The sequence below is a fragment of the Ensifer adhaerens genome, assembly GCF_028993555.1.
Classification (GTDB): domain Bacteria; phylum Pseudomonadota; class Alphaproteobacteria; order Rhizobiales; family Rhizobiaceae; genus Ensifer; species Ensifer adhaerens_I.
In genome coordinates this window covers 1,362,569-1,377,225 of the sequence record NZ_CP118610.1, presented here as the reverse complement: position 1 = coordinate 1,377,225, position 14,657 = coordinate 1,362,569, and the positions used below count along the sequence as shown (strand labels likewise).

The 14,657-nt window shown below is 61.9% G+C and carries 15 protein-coding genes; 1 reads left to right on the top strand and 14 read right to left on the bottom strand.

The window, feature by feature from the left end:
- Position 1: 1 nt before the first annotated feature.
- Genes PWG15_RS06680 through yajC form a run of 3 tightly spaced genes read right to left on the bottom strand, consistent with a single transcriptional unit; the run spans position 2 to position 3,342 of the window.
- Positions 2-388: an Mth938-like domain-containing protein gene (locus PWG15_RS06680; protein ID WP_275024369.1), complete on the bottom strand. Its 387-nt coding sequence runs from the start codon at positions 386-388 to the stop codon at positions 2-4.
- Position 389: 1 nt separating this feature from the next.
- Positions 390-2,960 carry a protein translocase subunit SecDF gene (gene secDF / locus PWG15_RS06675; RefSeq protein ID WP_275023651.1) on the bottom strand — a complete coding sequence of 857 codons (2,571 nt, stop codon included), beginning with the start codon at positions 2,958-2,960 and terminating at the stop codon, positions 390-392.
- Positions 2,961-3,006: 46 nt separating this feature from the next.
- On the bottom strand, positions 3,007-3,342 hold the full coding sequence (gene yajC / locus PWG15_RS06670) for a preprotein translocase subunit YajC (RefSeq protein WP_065376915.1): 336 nt from the start codon (positions 3,340-3,342) through the stop codon (positions 3,007-3,009).
- 302 nt (positions 3,343-3,644) lie between these two features.
- Between yajC and PWG15_RS06665 the strand changes: the two genes are divergently transcribed.
- A complete protein-coding gene (locus PWG15_RS06665) occupies positions 3,645-4,514 on the top strand; it encodes an ATP-binding protein (protein WP_275023650.1) in 870 nt (289 codons plus the stop codon).
- Positions 4,515-4,637: 123 nt separating this feature from the next.
- Here the strand turns inward: PWG15_RS06665 and PWG15_RS06660 are convergent, their stop codons facing one another.
- The 11 genes from PWG15_RS06660 to PWG15_RS06610 all read right to left on the bottom strand — a co-directional run bounded on the left by PWG15_RS06660 (position 4,638) and on the right by PWG15_RS06610 (position 14,586).
- Complete coding sequence (locus tag PWG15_RS06660; RefSeq protein ID WP_275023649.1) at positions 4,638-6,197, bottom strand: peptidoglycan DD-metalloendopeptidase family protein; 1,560 nt, start codon at positions 6,195-6,197, stop codon at positions 4,638-4,640.
- A 164-nt stretch (positions 6,198-6,361) separates the two neighbouring features.
- Positions 6,362-7,006: a biotin biosynthesis protein BioC gene (locus PWG15_RS06655; protein WP_275023648.1), complete on the bottom strand. Its 645-nt coding sequence runs from the start codon at positions 7,004-7,006 to the stop codon at positions 6,362-6,364.
- 172 nt (positions 7,007-7,178) lie between these two features.
- Positions 7,179-7,793: a protein-L-isoaspartate(D-aspartate) O-methyltransferase gene (locus PWG15_RS06650; RefSeq protein ID WP_425536751.1), complete on the bottom strand. Its 615-nt coding sequence runs from the start codon at positions 7,791-7,793 to the stop codon at positions 7,179-7,181.
- A 39-nt stretch (positions 7,794-7,832) separates the two neighbouring features.
- Positions 7,833-8,600, bottom strand: coding sequence for a 5'/3'-nucleotidase SurE (surE, locus tag PWG15_RS06645; RefSeq protein WP_275023646.1), 768 nt, complete (start codon positions 8,598-8,600; stop codon positions 7,833-7,835).
- Positions 8,601-8,627: 27 nt separating this feature from the next.
- Positions 8,628-9,911, bottom strand: coding sequence for a serine--tRNA ligase (gene serS / locus PWG15_RS06640; RefSeq protein ID WP_275023645.1), 1,284 nt, complete (start codon positions 9,909-9,911; stop codon positions 8,628-8,630).
- Positions 9,912-9,957: 46 nt separating this feature from the next.
- Positions 9,958-10,800, bottom strand: a complete 843-nt coding sequence (tatC, locus tag PWG15_RS06635; RefSeq protein ID WP_275023644.1) for a twin-arginine translocase subunit TatC — start codon at positions 10,798-10,800, stop codon at positions 9,958-9,960.
- Complete coding sequence (gene tatB / locus PWG15_RS06630) at positions 10,797-11,486, bottom strand: Sec-independent protein translocase protein TatB (protein WP_275023643.1); 690 nt, start codon at positions 11,484-11,486, stop codon at positions 10,797-10,799. The genes tatC and tatB overlap by 4 nt, the downstream gene beginning before the upstream one ends.
- 74 nt (positions 11,487-11,560) lie before the next feature.
- Positions 11,561-11,767: a twin-arginine translocase TatA/TatE family subunit gene (locus PWG15_RS06625; RefSeq protein ID WP_113537623.1), complete on the bottom strand. Its 207-nt coding sequence runs from the start codon at positions 11,765-11,767 to the stop codon at positions 11,561-11,563.
- A 91-nt stretch (positions 11,768-11,858) separates the two neighbouring features.
- Positions 11,859-12,968, bottom strand: coding sequence for an ABC transporter ATP-binding protein (locus PWG15_RS06620; protein WP_275023642.1), 1,110 nt, complete (start codon positions 12,966-12,968; stop codon positions 11,859-11,861).
- Between the two features lie 75 nt (positions 12,969-13,043).
- Positions 13,044-13,775 carry an SMC-Scp complex subunit ScpB gene (gene scpB / locus PWG15_RS06615; RefSeq protein WP_275023641.1) on the bottom strand — a complete coding sequence of 244 codons (732 nt, stop codon included), beginning with the start codon at positions 13,773-13,775 and terminating at the stop codon, positions 13,044-13,046.
- Positions 13,768-14,586, bottom strand: coding sequence for a segregation and condensation protein A (locus PWG15_RS06610; RefSeq protein WP_275023640.1), 819 nt, complete (start codon positions 14,584-14,586; stop codon positions 13,768-13,770). The genes scpB and PWG15_RS06610 overlap by 8 nt, the downstream gene beginning before the upstream one ends.
- Positions 14,587-14,657 lie beyond the last annotated feature (71 nt).

Here is a 14,657-nt window from a genome sequence, read left to right as displayed (position 1 = left end):
CTCAGACAGCGATCAGCGCGACGGCGACAGCACGCGATTCGGCCAGCATCACATTGTAGGTGCGAACCGCAGCCCCGGTGCTCATCGGATCCGACGATACGTTGACGGCGCGCAATGCGGCCTTCAGGTCAGCGGGCAGCGGGCGGATGTCTTTGCCGGTGCCGACCAGCAGCACTTCGATGTCTTTCGCCTCATCGATGACCCTGCGGAACTGATCGACGGCCAAGGGGTCCCCTTCGGCGACATCCCACGCATAGACACCCGAGGGCAGCATCAGGATCGATCCGCGATGCGACATGTCCGCAAAGCGAAAACCGCCGTTGCCATAGGCATCGATTGGTGCTCGGCCCGGAAAATGCGCTTCGCGAATTTCAATACCCTTGGGCATTTCAAACAGTACCCTTTGCCGCGCCGGCAGCACCCGTATCCGCGCCGGAGGCGTTTTCGTCCCCCGGAATGTGGTCGGTCCGCTTCCTGAAGAGGATGAGGATCGGGCCGGCGATATAGATGGAAGATATCGTGCCGACGACGACACCAAACAGCATGGTGATGCTGAATGAACGGATGATGCCGCCGCCGAAGAGGTAGAGTGCGGCAAGTGCCAGAATGGTCGTCAGCGCCGTCAGGATCGTGCGCGAGAGTGTCTGGTTGATCGACGTATCGATCAGCACCGAAAGCGGCATGCGCCGATAGCGGCCGAGATTCTCGCGGATACGGTCGTAGATGACCACTGTATCGTTCAGAGAATAGCCGACGATGGTGAGGACGGCGGCAATGCTCCCGAGATTGAACTCGATGCCCGTCAGCACCAGGAACCCAATCGTCAGCAACACATCGTGCACCGTGGCAATGATCGCACCGACGGCAAAGCGCCACTCGAAACGCAGCCAGACATAGAGCAGGATCGCCACGAAGGAGATTGCGAGCCCAAGCGTTCCCGCGCGCGTCAACTCTCCCGAAACAACCGGGCCAACCACTTCGACGCGGCGGAAGTCGTATTCGTCAGCCAATTCCGTCCGGATGACACTGGCTGCGGTCTGCTCGGCATTGTCGCCCGCCTCCTGCGAAGGAACCCGAACGAGCACGTCCTCGCCCGATCCTAGTTGCTGTACCTGGACTTCGCCAAAGTTCAGTTCGTCGAGGCGGGCGCGGAGGTCTGCGACGTCTACCGGACCACCCTTGGAATGCAACTCGATGATGGAGCCGCCCTTGAAGTCGACACCCAGATTCAGCCCGATGCCCGCGAGCAGGAGCACGGAGGCGGCCGACAAAGCAGCCATCAGGATGAACACCGGATTGCGGATCCGCATGAAGCGAATGTCCAGATCGCTGAAGCGCCCGGTTCGAATGCCCTTCGGCAGGCGTTCCGACTTCCACTGCCGGAGCCAACGCTTCACGATCAGACGGGTCACCGTGTAGGCCGTGAAGAGCGTCGTGACACTGCCGATCGCCAATGTGACGGCGAACCCGCGCACTGGCCCGGAACCGAGGTAGAACAGGATAGCGCTGGCGATCAGCATCGTCAGGTTGGCGTCGAAGATGCTGCTGAAGACGCGGGAGAAAGCGTTGTTGACCGTGCGGCGCAACGGCTCGCCGCCACGAACCTCCTCGCGAAGGCGCTCGTAGATCAGCACGTTGGAATCGACCGCAACGCCGATCGTCAGGATGATCCCGGCAATCCCCGGCAAGGTCAGCGTTGCCCCCGACACCGACAGCACCGCAAGGATCAAGACGATGTTCAAGGCAAGCGCGATGACGGCAAAGGTGCCGAAAACGCCGTAGAAGAAGATCATCGAGACGGCGACGGCGATCGCCGCGACAAGGCCGGCCTTGAGGCCGTCGGCAATTGCGTCGTCACCAACGCCGGGGCCGACCGTCCGCTCCTCGACGAAAGTCAGCGGCGTCGGCAGCGGCCCGGTCCGGATCAGAGCGGCGAGATCGGCAGCAGAGTCGGCCGGAAGCTCGGCAGAAATGCGCGCCGTGTCGCCCTTGACGGCGTCCGCAAGCTTGGGCGTCGCGGCAACCTGGCCATCAAGGACGATCGCAACCTTCGCCTCCGGCTGCTGCGCCGTGACGGCGGCAACCCGCTGCTGTGCAGCCGCATCGAGCTTGACCGCGACCGAGGCCGTATCGGCGCTGGCATCTGCTTCCGGCTGTGCGGCGACAAAACTGGCAGCCGCCAGCAGCGCCTCCCTCTCAACCAGATAGGGGACCGGCGGATCATCATAAGAATAGAGGACTTCCGCACCCGCCGGAACCTGGCCATCGACGGCGCGCTCGACGGGCACGGACGTATCCAGCAATCTGAAAGTCAGATGTGCGCTTTGGCTGAGCAGATCTTTCAGCCGTTGCGGGTCGTCGAGCCCGGGCACCTGAACGATGAGCCGATCTTCGCCACGGCGCTGGATCAGTGGTTCCAGAACGCCAACTTCAGCGACACGGCGACGCACCACATCGATCGACTGCGCAAGAGCCTGTGACAGCCGGTAGTCGATGCCTTCGTCCGTCAGGCGCAGGCGGACGAGTTCATCCTCCTCGGCACTGTCAAACACCACTTCGGAAATAGACCCGGAGCCGAACCCGCCGGCATCGACCGGGGCGGTCAGCGTCTTCAGCTTGTCGCGAGCGGCCGGAAGTTGCGCACGGTCCCGAACCCGGAACGAAATCGACTGCCCTTCGCCCGACAGGCCGATATAGGCGATGTCGGCATCGCGCAGGGACTTGCCGACTTCGCTGGCGACGGTTTCGAGCCTCTCGGCAACGACATCGCTTCGCGCAGCCCGCAGCATGAAGTGCGAGCCGCCCTGGAGATCAAGACCGAGCGCCACCTGGCGATGAGGCATCCAGGACGGAAGCCCGGCTGCCTCTTCACGGCTAAGGACGTTCGGCAAGGCAAAGGCGATGCCGGCGAGAGCCACCAACCAGACGAGGATACGTTTCAACGGCGGAAATCTGCGCATGCCTCAAACGCTCCAGTTGTTCGTCGGATGGTGACTGTTCGCGTCCTTATTCTTTCACAGGTTCGCCTTTGACGCGAACTTCAGATACGCCGCTGCGAACGACGCGGATCTTCACGCCTTCGGCAATTTCGACTTCGAGTTCGTTGTCGTCGACGACCTTCGTGACCTTGCCGACGATGCCGCCGCCGGTCACCACCTGATCACCACGACGGATGTTCTTCAACAGCTCCTCGCGGCGCTTCATCTGGGCGCGCTGCGGACGGATGATCAGGAAATACATGACGACAAAGATCAGCAGGAACGGCAGGATGGACATGAGAATGTCCGCGCCGCCGGCGGAAGGGGCACCGGCTGTCTGCGCAAAAGCTTCGGTAATGAACATCGATCACTCCTTGAGTTCAAATATCGGCGGTTCCTCCGCACCAAATCGGCCGGAATATAGGGGCGCGCGGCCGCGCTGCAAAGCGGCGGCACCCTTACCCGTTCCTGTGCCTCTGACACAATTTGGACAAGAGGAGAACCCCCCGCGCAGGGCTCTGCGGCCTTTTCCAGCGCAAACCTGCGTGCTACCGGGTGTCTGTTAACGGTAGCGTCGCAATTGCGGGGCAATCGTATGCCGTTTCAGGCGCCCCGTTGTCGTCGCGGCGCGACCAAATGATTGATTCAGTTGTTGGAGATAGACATATGCCGGAAGCAAAGATCGACGTTCTCATCAAGGAAATGCAGAAGCTTTCCGCGGCGATCGAGCGCATGGCCGGTCCGGCCGCAGCGAGCAACGATTGGAACGCGGCAGAATGTTTCGTGTGGGCCCCGGCCACCAATCACCTGCAACCGGTCGCCAAGCCCAACCGCATTGAACTGTCCCTGATTACCGGCGTCGATCACGTCCGTGACATCCTGCTCGACAACACGCTGCGCTTCGCAGAGGGCTTTCCTGCCAACAACGTGCTCCTTTGGGGCGCCCGTGGCATGGGCAAGTCTTCGCTGGTGAAATCCGTGCATGCGCAGGTTGCCCGCGATACCGGCGTCGCGGTCAAGCTGGTCGAGGTCCATCGAGAGGACATCGCCACCCTGCCCGCCCTCATGGACATCCTCAAGACTGCACCGGTGCCGGTGATCGTCTTCTGCGACGACCTGTCCTTCGATCATGACGATACGTCCTACAAATCGCTGAAAGCCGTACTTGACGGTGGTGTCGAAGGTCGGCCGGCGAACGTGCTGCTCTATGCGACATCGAACCGGCGCCATCTGCTACCGCGCCACATGATGGAAAACGAGCAGTCGACCGCCATCAACCCTTCCGAAGCGGTCGAAGAAAAAGTCTCATTGTCCGACCGCTTTGGGCTGTGGCTCGGCTTCCACAAGTGCAGCCAGGAAGACTATCTTGCCATGATTGACGGCTATGCGAAGCACTACGGCTTCGCGGTCGAGGCCGAAACCCTGCACGCCGAAGCGCTCGAATGGGCGACGACCCGAGGCGCAAGGTCCGGCCGCGTCGCCTGGCAGTTCATTCAGGATCTTGCCGGACGCATGCGGCATCGACTGGACGCATAGGCCTGGCGGTCGGATCGCTGGCTAAATCGGCTCGACCTTAGACAAAGAAATACCGCCCGCCGAAATCCGGCGGGCGGTATTTGATTCTCAGGCTTCCTAGATCCGTCAGACCCACAGGCCGGACTATTCGAGGAAGGTCGCCGGGTTCACCGCGGTCGCATTCTTGCGCACCTCGAAGTGTACCTGCGGCTGGCTGGCGCGACCGGTCATTCCGGAAGCAGCGAGCGTCTGGCCGCGCTGAACCTTCTGGCCGCGCTGAACCTTGAGTTCGGAAGCATTGCCGTAGACGGTGACCGTGCCGTCGTCGTGACGGACCAGGACAGCGTTGCCGAGTTCCTTCAGGCTGCTGCCCGAGTAGATGACGACGCCGTTCTCGGCCGCCTTGATCGGCGTACCCTCGGGTACCGAGATGTTGATGCCGTCGTTGCGGTTACCGTCGACGTTGGCGCCGTAGCCGGCGACCACTGCGCCGCGAACGGGCCAGCGATACTTGCTGATCCCGGTCGACTTCGGCGAGTCCTCATCGACATCCGTCTTGAGCGAAGCAACGTCCGTAACGCTCTGTTTTGCGGCCGGCGGCTGGTATTCCGCCGGCTTGTTCTTCTCGAGCGAGGCAACCTGTGGCTGCTCGGTCTTCTTGCTCGGAACCGATGCGGTCTTGACCTGGTCCACCGCACCGCCCGTTGCGCCCGGCAACTGCAGCGTCTGGCCGACGCGGATCGATTCTGCGTTCAGGCCGTTCGCCTGCTTGAGTGCTGCGACAGACACACCAGTCGACTTGGCAATGCGATTGAGCGAATCGCCTGGCTTGACGGTGTAGGTGCCGCCGCTGCTGCCTTCGCCGTTCGTCGCCGGCTTGCCGGCCACGACATCCGTCTTGCCAGCGTTCTTTTCGCGGGACTGGGCGGAGCCCGGCAGGATTGCAACGTCGCGCTGGTCGTTTGGCAAGGGCGAAGGCTGGCGCTTGCTACCATCGAGGCCGGCAATCGAGTTGGTCGCCGCCCCTTTCGCCGGGCTACCGACGGAACCAAAGGTCGGGATCACCAGGCGCTGGCCGGTTTCGACCTGGGCGGCCGATTGCAGACCGTTGGCCTTCAGAATTTCCTTCTCCGGAACGCCGAAACGCTTGGAGAGAGCCGCGACGTTGTCGCCGGGCCGAACCATGATCGTCGGGGCGTTCTGCGTGGTCCAGCCGCTCTTGCTTGCGGTTTCGTTGACAGCAGCCCCGAGCGTCTGCTGCGTCGCAATTGCTGCCTGCTGACGAGCGGCGGGGAACGGCTGCGCTTCGGGGCGCTGACGTGTCGTCGTGCTCGGATCGGCCAGGGTCGTGCGCTGGACGGAGATCGGTGTCGATGCACCGCGGGCAGACGATACCGGAGTGGAAGCGGTATTTACCGGATCATATCCGCCCTGCGCACCTGCGGTCGGATAAGGCTGACCGAGAGCCGTGTTGCGCGAATCTGCCGGAGACGTCGCCGCCATCTGACCGACAGCCACATCACCACGCGGCACTGGCGTCGCGTCACGTGGGATCGAATTTGTGGTGATGTTGTCCGACCGGGAGAACAGGCCGTCAAATCGGCTGGCATCCGAACTGCAGCCCGTTGCGGCGCCTGCTAGCAAGACCGCCACGCACAGGCGGATCGTGGACTTTCCAACCCCGGGAGATACAAACTGACGCATGACGCTTACCCACTCCGAACGCAACTCGATGTGGGATGATTAAAGCGTATTAGAGTTACCGCCCGGTTAAGGTCAGCACCACCAAAGGACTAATTTGACGAAACGCTAACCATAGGTCTGACCCGCGATCCGAAGATCGCCGGCCGGCCTGGCTTACGGCAAATCTAGCTCAGTTCGGAATAGAGGCGCTCGATTTCCGAAACGGATCGCCGCTCCGTTGGTTCGTCTTCATAGCTGATGCTTGTCAGATCCCAGGCGAAGATCGGGCGCCCCTCGGGACGGACCGGGGTTTCGGACTGAGCGGTCTTGTCTTCTTCTAGCAGCACACTCACCAGCGTCTGGAATGTGGCTTCGCCGTCGGCACCACTTGCCTGTTCATATTCAAGCGACCGCAGACCGGCGACTGCGGCCTCGCGCGTCCCAAAATAGCGCAGACTGTCCTTATCTTCGGGACGAAGGCTGTCGTAGTAGTCTATGAAATTCTTGTAGTAGGCCCCATGGTCCCCGGCATCGAGAAATTTGCCGAAGGCCTGGTATTCGCGCAGCGCCAGTTGCGGAGACAAGCGATTGTTCCACTCGTCGCGGCTCAGCGCCGGCTGTCCGTCCGATGCCTTCTTTGTCTGGCTGAGATAGAGCAGAGCATCGGCGGAAAGCGAGATGCGCGGCGTAGGGTCGAAGAAGCTCGCCGCGAGCGCCTGTGCGGCCTGTTCGTCCTTGCCGGCGGAATTCGCCTGGCCTGCGCTGCGCCCTGCAAGATTGTTCAGCCCGTCGCCCGATGCTGTGGCCGTCAGCCTGTTCGCGATCTGCATTTGCCGTCTCCGTCAATCTCACGATCCGGCAGCAACACCGCGGTCGTGCAAGAGCGACGACTCACAGGCGGAACCTATCGTGCAGTAGAGGGGTATGGCGCGAAGCTTACGCGAAGCTGGAGGCGGTTAACGACTCCTTAACGCGTCACCACGGGCGCGAGCAGCGGCCCTCTCACAGAAACGATGCGAGCTGCGGCACGATCGAAAGGTAAGGCGCATCGAACAGATCCTCGCGGTCGAAGCGGCTTCCGGTTCGATTGACCCTGACGATCCGGCAATGGGTCTCGCTCATCATGATCGGGACCACCAAGGTTCCGCCCGAGACGAGATGATCGGAAAACATGCGCGGCAGGCTGTTGAAGGCAGCGGTGATCAGGATGCGGTCGAAGGTGCCCTCGCCCGGCACGCCGGCGCTGCCGTCGGCATGGCGGACGATGACGTTGCGAACGCCTGATTTCTCAAGGTTTTTCTGGGCCGTACCGACGAGCGTCTGGTAGCGGTCGATCGTCAGGACACGCTCGGCGACCCGCCCCATCACAGCCGCGGTGAAGCCACTGCCGGTGCCGACCTCGAGAACGCGCTGTCCTGCCTTCAGGTTCAGACAATGCAACAGCCGAACCGCAAAATCATAACCTTCCATGAACGAGCCGCATTCGAGCGGGATGGTCCGCTGCGAATAGGCCTCGGCCTGATATTGCGGCGGCGCAAATTGGCCACGCGAGGTCTGTTCGACCGCCTTGAGGAGGTCATGATTGGTAATGCCGGCGGCGCGCAGCCGCAGCACCATCTTGGCAAAGCCTTCCTGTTCCGAAACGCGCACGCTCAATCAATGAGCCCCTTCGTTCAATGCCCGCATAAGACGGTCCTGGACGCTATAGTCCGTCAAGTCGAGCTTGAGCGGCGTCACCGAGATGTGATTCTCGCGCAGCGCATGAATGTCGGTCCCGGCGCGGAAGTCGCCGAGTCGCTCGCCGAAGCGCAGCCAGAAGTAGGGAAAGCCACGGCCGTCCGTACGCTCGTCGATCGACAGGCCGAAATCGAGCTTGCCTTGCGACGTTACCTCGACACCGGCAACCGTGTCGGCCGAGCAATTCGGGAAATTGACGTTGAGGAGCGTGCCGTCTGGCAGGTCCACGGCCATCATTTTACGGATCAGGCCCGGCGCGTGCGTCTCTACCACATCCCAAGGCACGGCCTTGCCGACGGCGTGGTGATAGGCCTGGCTGAGCGCGATGGAGCGAATGCCCTGCAACGTGCCCTCGATGGCGCCCGCCACGGTGCCGGAATAGGTCACGTCATCGGCCATGTTGGCACCGATGTTGACGCCGGAGAGCACAAGATCAGGCTTGCGATCCAGCACCTTGCGAACGGCCATAATGACGCAATCCGTCGGCGTGCCGCGGAGGGCAAAGCGTTTCTCCGCGATCTGCCGGAGCCGCAGGGGTTCCGACAGCGTCAGCGAATGCGCCAAACCGCTCTGATCCGCTTCGGGCGCCACGACCCAGACATCGTCCGAGATTGTCCTGGCCACCCTTTCGAGCACAGCGAGACCTTCAGCATGAATGCCGTCATCGTTTGTCAGCAGGATCCGCATGGTTGCCGTCCTTCCCTTGACGTCCGCTCAGACGGCTTTCTCGATGCGTGTCTGGCCGCCCATGTAGGGCACAAGCACATCCGGCACCGATACCGAGCCGTCGTCGTTCAGATAGTTTTCAATGACGGCGATCAGCGCGCGCCCGACGGCGACACCGGAACCGTTCAACGAGTGAACGAAGCGCGTACCCTTGTCTTCCTTGGTGCGATAGCGCGCGTTCATCCGGCGCGCCTGGAAATCGCCGCAGACCGAGCAGGACGAGATCTCGCGGTAGGTATCCTGTCCGGGCAACCACACTTCCAGATCATAGGTCTTGCGGGCGCCAAAGCCCATGTCGCCGGTGCAGAGCGTCATCACACGGTAGTGCAGGCCGAGGCGCTTCAGCACCTCTTCCGCACAAGCCGTCATGCGCTCGTGCTCGTCGACCGAGGTTTCGGCATCGGTGATCGAGACCAGCTCGACCTTGTTGAACTGGTGCTGGCGCAGCATGCCCCGGGTGTCGCGACCGGCCGAACCGGCCTCCGAGCGGAAGGACGGCGTCAACGCAGTGAAGCGCAACGGCAGCTTTTCGCCTTCGAGGATCTGCTCGCGAACGATGTTGGTGAGCGGCACTTCCGCAGTCGGGATCAGCCAGCGGCCGTCCGTCGTGCGGAACAGATCCTCTGAAAATTTCGGCAGCTGTCCCGTACCGTACATCGCATCGTCGCGCACGAGGAGCGGCGGTTGCACTTCGGTGTAGCCGTGCTCCTGAGTGTGCAGGTCGAGCATGAACTGGCCGAGCGCACGCTCGAGCCGCGCCAACTGTCCCTTGAGGATCGTGAACCGCGATCCGGAAATGCGGGCAGCCCCTTCGAAATCCATGAGGCCGAGCGCCTCGCCGATTTCGAAGTGCTCGCGCGGCTGGTGGTTCCAGGTCGGCTTGTTGCCAACCACACGCTTGACGACGTTGCCGGTCTCATCCTCGCCGACCGGAACATCCTCGAGCGGGATGTTCGGAATGCGGGAGAGCGCATCGTTGAGCTCGGCTTCCACCTTGCGGCTGTCTTCCTCAAGCGCCGGCATGGCATTCTTGAGATCGGCCACCTCGGCCTTCAGCTTTTCGGCAAGCTCGGCGTTTTTCTGTGCCATGGCCGCACCGATATCCTTCGAGGCGGCATTGCGGCGCGACTGCATGTCCTGCAGCGACTGGAGGATCGTGCGGCGGCGTTCGTCGAGGGCGATCAGCGATGCCGACAAAGGCTCCGCGCCCCGCTTCGCCAGGGCGGCGTCCAGCATCTCGGCATTCTCACGGATCCATTTGATATCAAGCATTGTCGTTCCACGCGTTGGTCAAGTCACGGCGCGAAATCTCGAATGCTCAGCCCTTGGCGGGACCGACCTCTCCGGAAGTTCCTTCCTGCGACTCGGCAGCCTCGCTCTTGAGCGCGTCTGCTGCCCGCTGTCTTTCGACGAGTCGCGCCGTATAGATCGAAATTTCGTAGAGAAGGATGGCTGGTAGTGCAAGGCCGATCTGGGAAACCGGATCAGGCGGCGTCAGCACCGCTGCCACGATGAAGGCGATCACGATCGCGTACTTGCGTTTCTCCGCAAGGCCCTGCGAGGTGACGAAGCCGACGCGGGCGAGAAGCGTGGTGATGACGGGAAGCTGGAAGACAAGGCCGAAGGCGAAGACCAGCGACATGATCAAGCTCAGATATTCCGAGACCTTCGGCAGAAGTTGAATGGCCACCTGGCCCTCGCCACCGCCCTGCTCCATCGCCAGGAAGAACCACATCACCATCGGCGTGAAGAAGAAATAGACCAGGGCGCCGCCGAGCAGAAACAGGAGCGGCGAGGCAATGAGGAATGGCAGGAAGGCGGCTCGCTCGTTCTTGTAGAGGCCTGGAGCCACGAACTTGTAGATCTGCGCGGCAATCACCGGAAAGGCGATGACCAGCGCGCCGAACATCGCCACCTTGATCTGCGTGAAGAAGAACTCCTGGGGAGCCGTATAGATCAGTTCGACATTGCGATGGTTGAGACCAGCCCAGCCCACTGCCCATTTGAACGGCAGTACCAGGAGGTTGAAGAGACCCTTGGCAAAGTAGAAGCAGACGAGGAACGCAATGAAGAACGCGCCGATGGCCCACATCAGGCGCTTGCGCAATTCGATCAGATGCTCGATCAGCGGCTGCGGCCGGTCCTCGATATCGCCGCTCATGCTTCACCTTTCTTGCGCGTGCTGGCGCGCGGCTTGGACGTCTTGGTAGCCGGCTCGGCTGAAGCGGGCTTCGACGACTTCTTCTCGGCCACCGCCTTCGCGGGTGCCTTTGCCGAAGTATTGGGTGCCGTCGCCTTGGGCGCTGCGGCTTTCTTCACCGCCGGCTTTGCCGCCGGTGCCGGATCGGCCTTCGCCTTCGGCGCCCGCTTGGGCCTTTCAGCCGGGACGGCAACTTCGGCGCGCTCCAGCTGGCGAGTGGCAGAGCCTACGGCCGCAGCGGCGACCGAATCTGCGGGCTTTGTTTCGGCCGCAGCCACCGGAGCGGCCGTGACCGGCTCCGCAGTCGCGAGATCCGTCGTGCCCGTTGCGGCCGGCTTATCGGGCGTCGCAGCCTTCTGCAGGTCCGATTTGATATCGTTGCCGATCTGGCGAAGCGGATTCATCGCATCCCGGAGCGCATTGGCCGGGTTGAGACTTTGCGCATCGCTGATCGTCTTGCGAACCTCGTCGAGGTCCGCTTCGCGCAACGCTTCATCGAACTGCTGGCGAAACTCCGAGGCCATGCCTCGCATCTTCGCCGTCATGCGGCCGAAAGCACGCAGCATAGGCGGAAGATCTTTCGGCCCGACAACGACAATCAAAACGATGGCGATGACGACAAGCTCGGTCCAGCCGATATCAAGCATTCGAAATGTCCTGCAAACCCGTGAAGGAACTGGTCCGATACCGATACCGGACCGGTTCCATCGACGCCAGACCGTTAGCGAACTTCGTCAGACTTGTGGTCAACGGTCTTGCTGTCGAGCGTCTTGTCGGTCGCGCCTGCTTCCTCGTCGCTCATACCCTTCTTGAAGTTCTTTATGCCTTTCGCAACATCGCCCATCAGTTCGGGAATCTTGCCACGACCGAACAAGAGCAGCACCACGACCAAAACGATCAGCCAGTGCCAAATGCTAAAGGAACCCATGCTCTTACTCCTCTGAGCCTTCCCCGATATAGGCTCTATCACATGTCAATTTTCAGGCGCGCGCTAAACGCGCCGTTCTTGGCGACAGAGCCTAAGATGCAGAACCATCTTTTTCAAACAGTAATATATCCCGCTCGTTAACTGAAAGCATTACATCGCGCAATCCTTGCGGCAATTGGTCCGCACGGATGCGCGCTCGAACCACATCCTCGCAACGCGGGACGGCCAGCTCCAGCAATTCCACGACACCGATGAAGCGACGCGAGAGGATACGCGCGGGAATATCGCCCTCCTCGCCGACACGCACGCCGGAAAGCCTGACCGCGACCGAAACGCGGTCCCCTTCGTTGTGGCGCCCGGCCGCAACGGTACCAACCGGCGTATCGACGCGGCCGTCGCGAACCTGGGCGTTGAACACGTTGATTTCAGAGAAGAAACCGGCTGCAAAGAGGTTTCTCGGATGACGATAAAGTTCGTCCGCCGTACCAACCTGAACCAACCGTCCGTCTTGCAGCAGCGCAATCCGGTCGGCCATCCGCATCGCTTCTTCCGCATCATGGGTGACGACGATCGCGGTTGCCCGGGTCTCTCTGAGAATGGCGAGCGTATCGGCGCGGATCGAATCCTTCAGACGCGAGTCGAGCCCGGAAAACGGTTCGTCCATCAGGAGCACGGCTGGACGCGGCGCAAGCGCACGGGCGAGCGCCACACGTTGCTGCTCGCCGCCGGAAAGGACGTGTGGATACTGGTCGGCGTAATGGGAGAGCCCCACACGCTCGAGCGCTGCGTCCGCCTGGTTCAAGGCTTCCTTCTTTGGCAGCGCCGTGAGGCCGAAGCGGACGTTGTCGCGAATGGACATATGCGGGAACAGCGCAAAATCCTGGAACATCAGGCCGACGCCGCGCTTTTCGGGCGGCAGGAAGACCGAGGGACCGGAAATCTCCTGGCCATTGAGCAGAAGGCGTCCCGCGCTCTGCTTCTCGATGCCTGCGGCGATACGCAACAAGGTGGTTTTTCCGGAGCCCGAAGGGCCGAGCAAGCAGAGGACCTCACCGGCCTTGGCCGCCAGGCTGACGCCCTTGATCGTTTCCTTGGCGTGGTAGCTGTGATGAATATCTTCGAAGGACAGGCTCGCCGCGAAGGATACGCCCGCCGTCCGTCGCGTTGTCATGACGGGAGCGTCCTGCGGATCTGAAACCATGCTTTGCATTCCTTGACACCAGTCGCGCCCGCTGAACGGCCGGCGCCGGGGAAAGCCGATATCCCCATTCAGGTTTTAATCGGCTTCTTCGCCCTTCGGTGTCAAGAGCCCCAATTCCTCAAGGTCGAGCTGGGTGATGGGGTCTTCGTTCTCGGCAAGCTCGTCTTCACCTACCGGAACGGGAATATTGAGATTGGACGGCACGCGGCCGGAAAGCAGCCCTGCCCCCTTCAACTCCTCGATACCCGGCAGGTCGCGCAGTTCCTCGAGACCGAAGTGATCGAGAAAATCACGGGTGGTACCGAAGGTGACCGGCCGACCCGGCGTGCGCCGGCGACCCCTGAAGCGCACCCAACCTGCCTCCATCAGCACGTCGAGCGTACCCTTGGACGTCTGAACCCCGCGGATGTCCTCGATCTCCGCGCGGGTCACCGGCTGGTGATAGGCGATGATCGCAAGAACTTCGAGTGCTGCGCGCGAGAGCTTGCGGACTTCCTGTTCGTCGGTCTGCACCACGAAGGAGAGGTCGGCTGCCGTGCGGAACGCCCAATGGTCGGCGACCTGCACGAGGTTGACGCCGCGTGTCGCGTAGAGCGCCTTCAGGCGCATCATGATCCGGCCGACATCGGCACCGCGCGGCAGACGACTTTCGATATAGGCTTCAGACACGGGCTGCGCTGAAGCGAAAACCAGGGCTTCCGCGATCCGCTCGGCTTCCTGCTCCAAACGAGCATCGAGGGACGGCGTCGTTTCGATCTCATCGTCCTCGTCGGAAGCTTCCGGCACGTATTTTTGGGCTTCAGCCACGGGCTGCCTCCATTTCGGCAAGCGTCTCCGCATCGATCGGGTTCGGTCCGCGCCTGAGATAGATGGGCGCAAAGGCCTCTTCCTGGCGGATCTCCAGCCGGCCCTCGCGGACCATCTCGAGTGAGGCAGCGAAGGAACTGGCGATCGCCGTTGCCCGCTCCTTCGGCGTTGTCATGTAGCGGACGAGAAAATGATCGAGCGCTGTCCAATCGTCGAGACCGCCGATCATGCGCGCGAGTATCAGGCGTGCATCGGCCAAAGACCACACATGGCGCTTCTCGATCGTCACCTGCGTGATCGCCTGTCGCTGCCGCAAACTGGCATAGGCGCTCAGGAGATCGTAGAGCGAGGCATCGAAGCCGGACTTCTTCTCCGTGACGATATGCTCCGGGGCACCACGAACGAAGACATCCCGGCCGAGCCGGTTCCTGTTGACTAGCCTTGTTGCCGCCTCACGCATCGCCTCCAGGCGCTTCAGCCGGAAAGCGAGCGCCGAAGCCATTTCCTCGCCTGTTGGACCATCGTCCTTGGCCTGCTGCGGGATGAGCAGGCGCGACTTCAGATAGGCAAGCCACGCCGCCATGACGAGATAATCGGCGGCGAGCTCGATGCGGATGCTGCGCGCCCGCTCGATGAAGGCGATATATTGTTCGGCAAGCGCAAGCACGGAGATGCGCGAAAGATCGACACGCTGGCTGCGGGCAAGATGAAGCAGGAGATCGAGTGGGCCTTCGAAGCCGGCAAGATCAACCACCAGCGCTTCTTCGTGCAGCCCGCGCTCGACCGTCTCGTCCTGCCACAGGGGCTCCATCGGCGCCTTCGACGCAGGCTTGCCTTGTCTTTCGCCCGCATTGCTCACAGACAGTCCGATCCTTTCCTGCC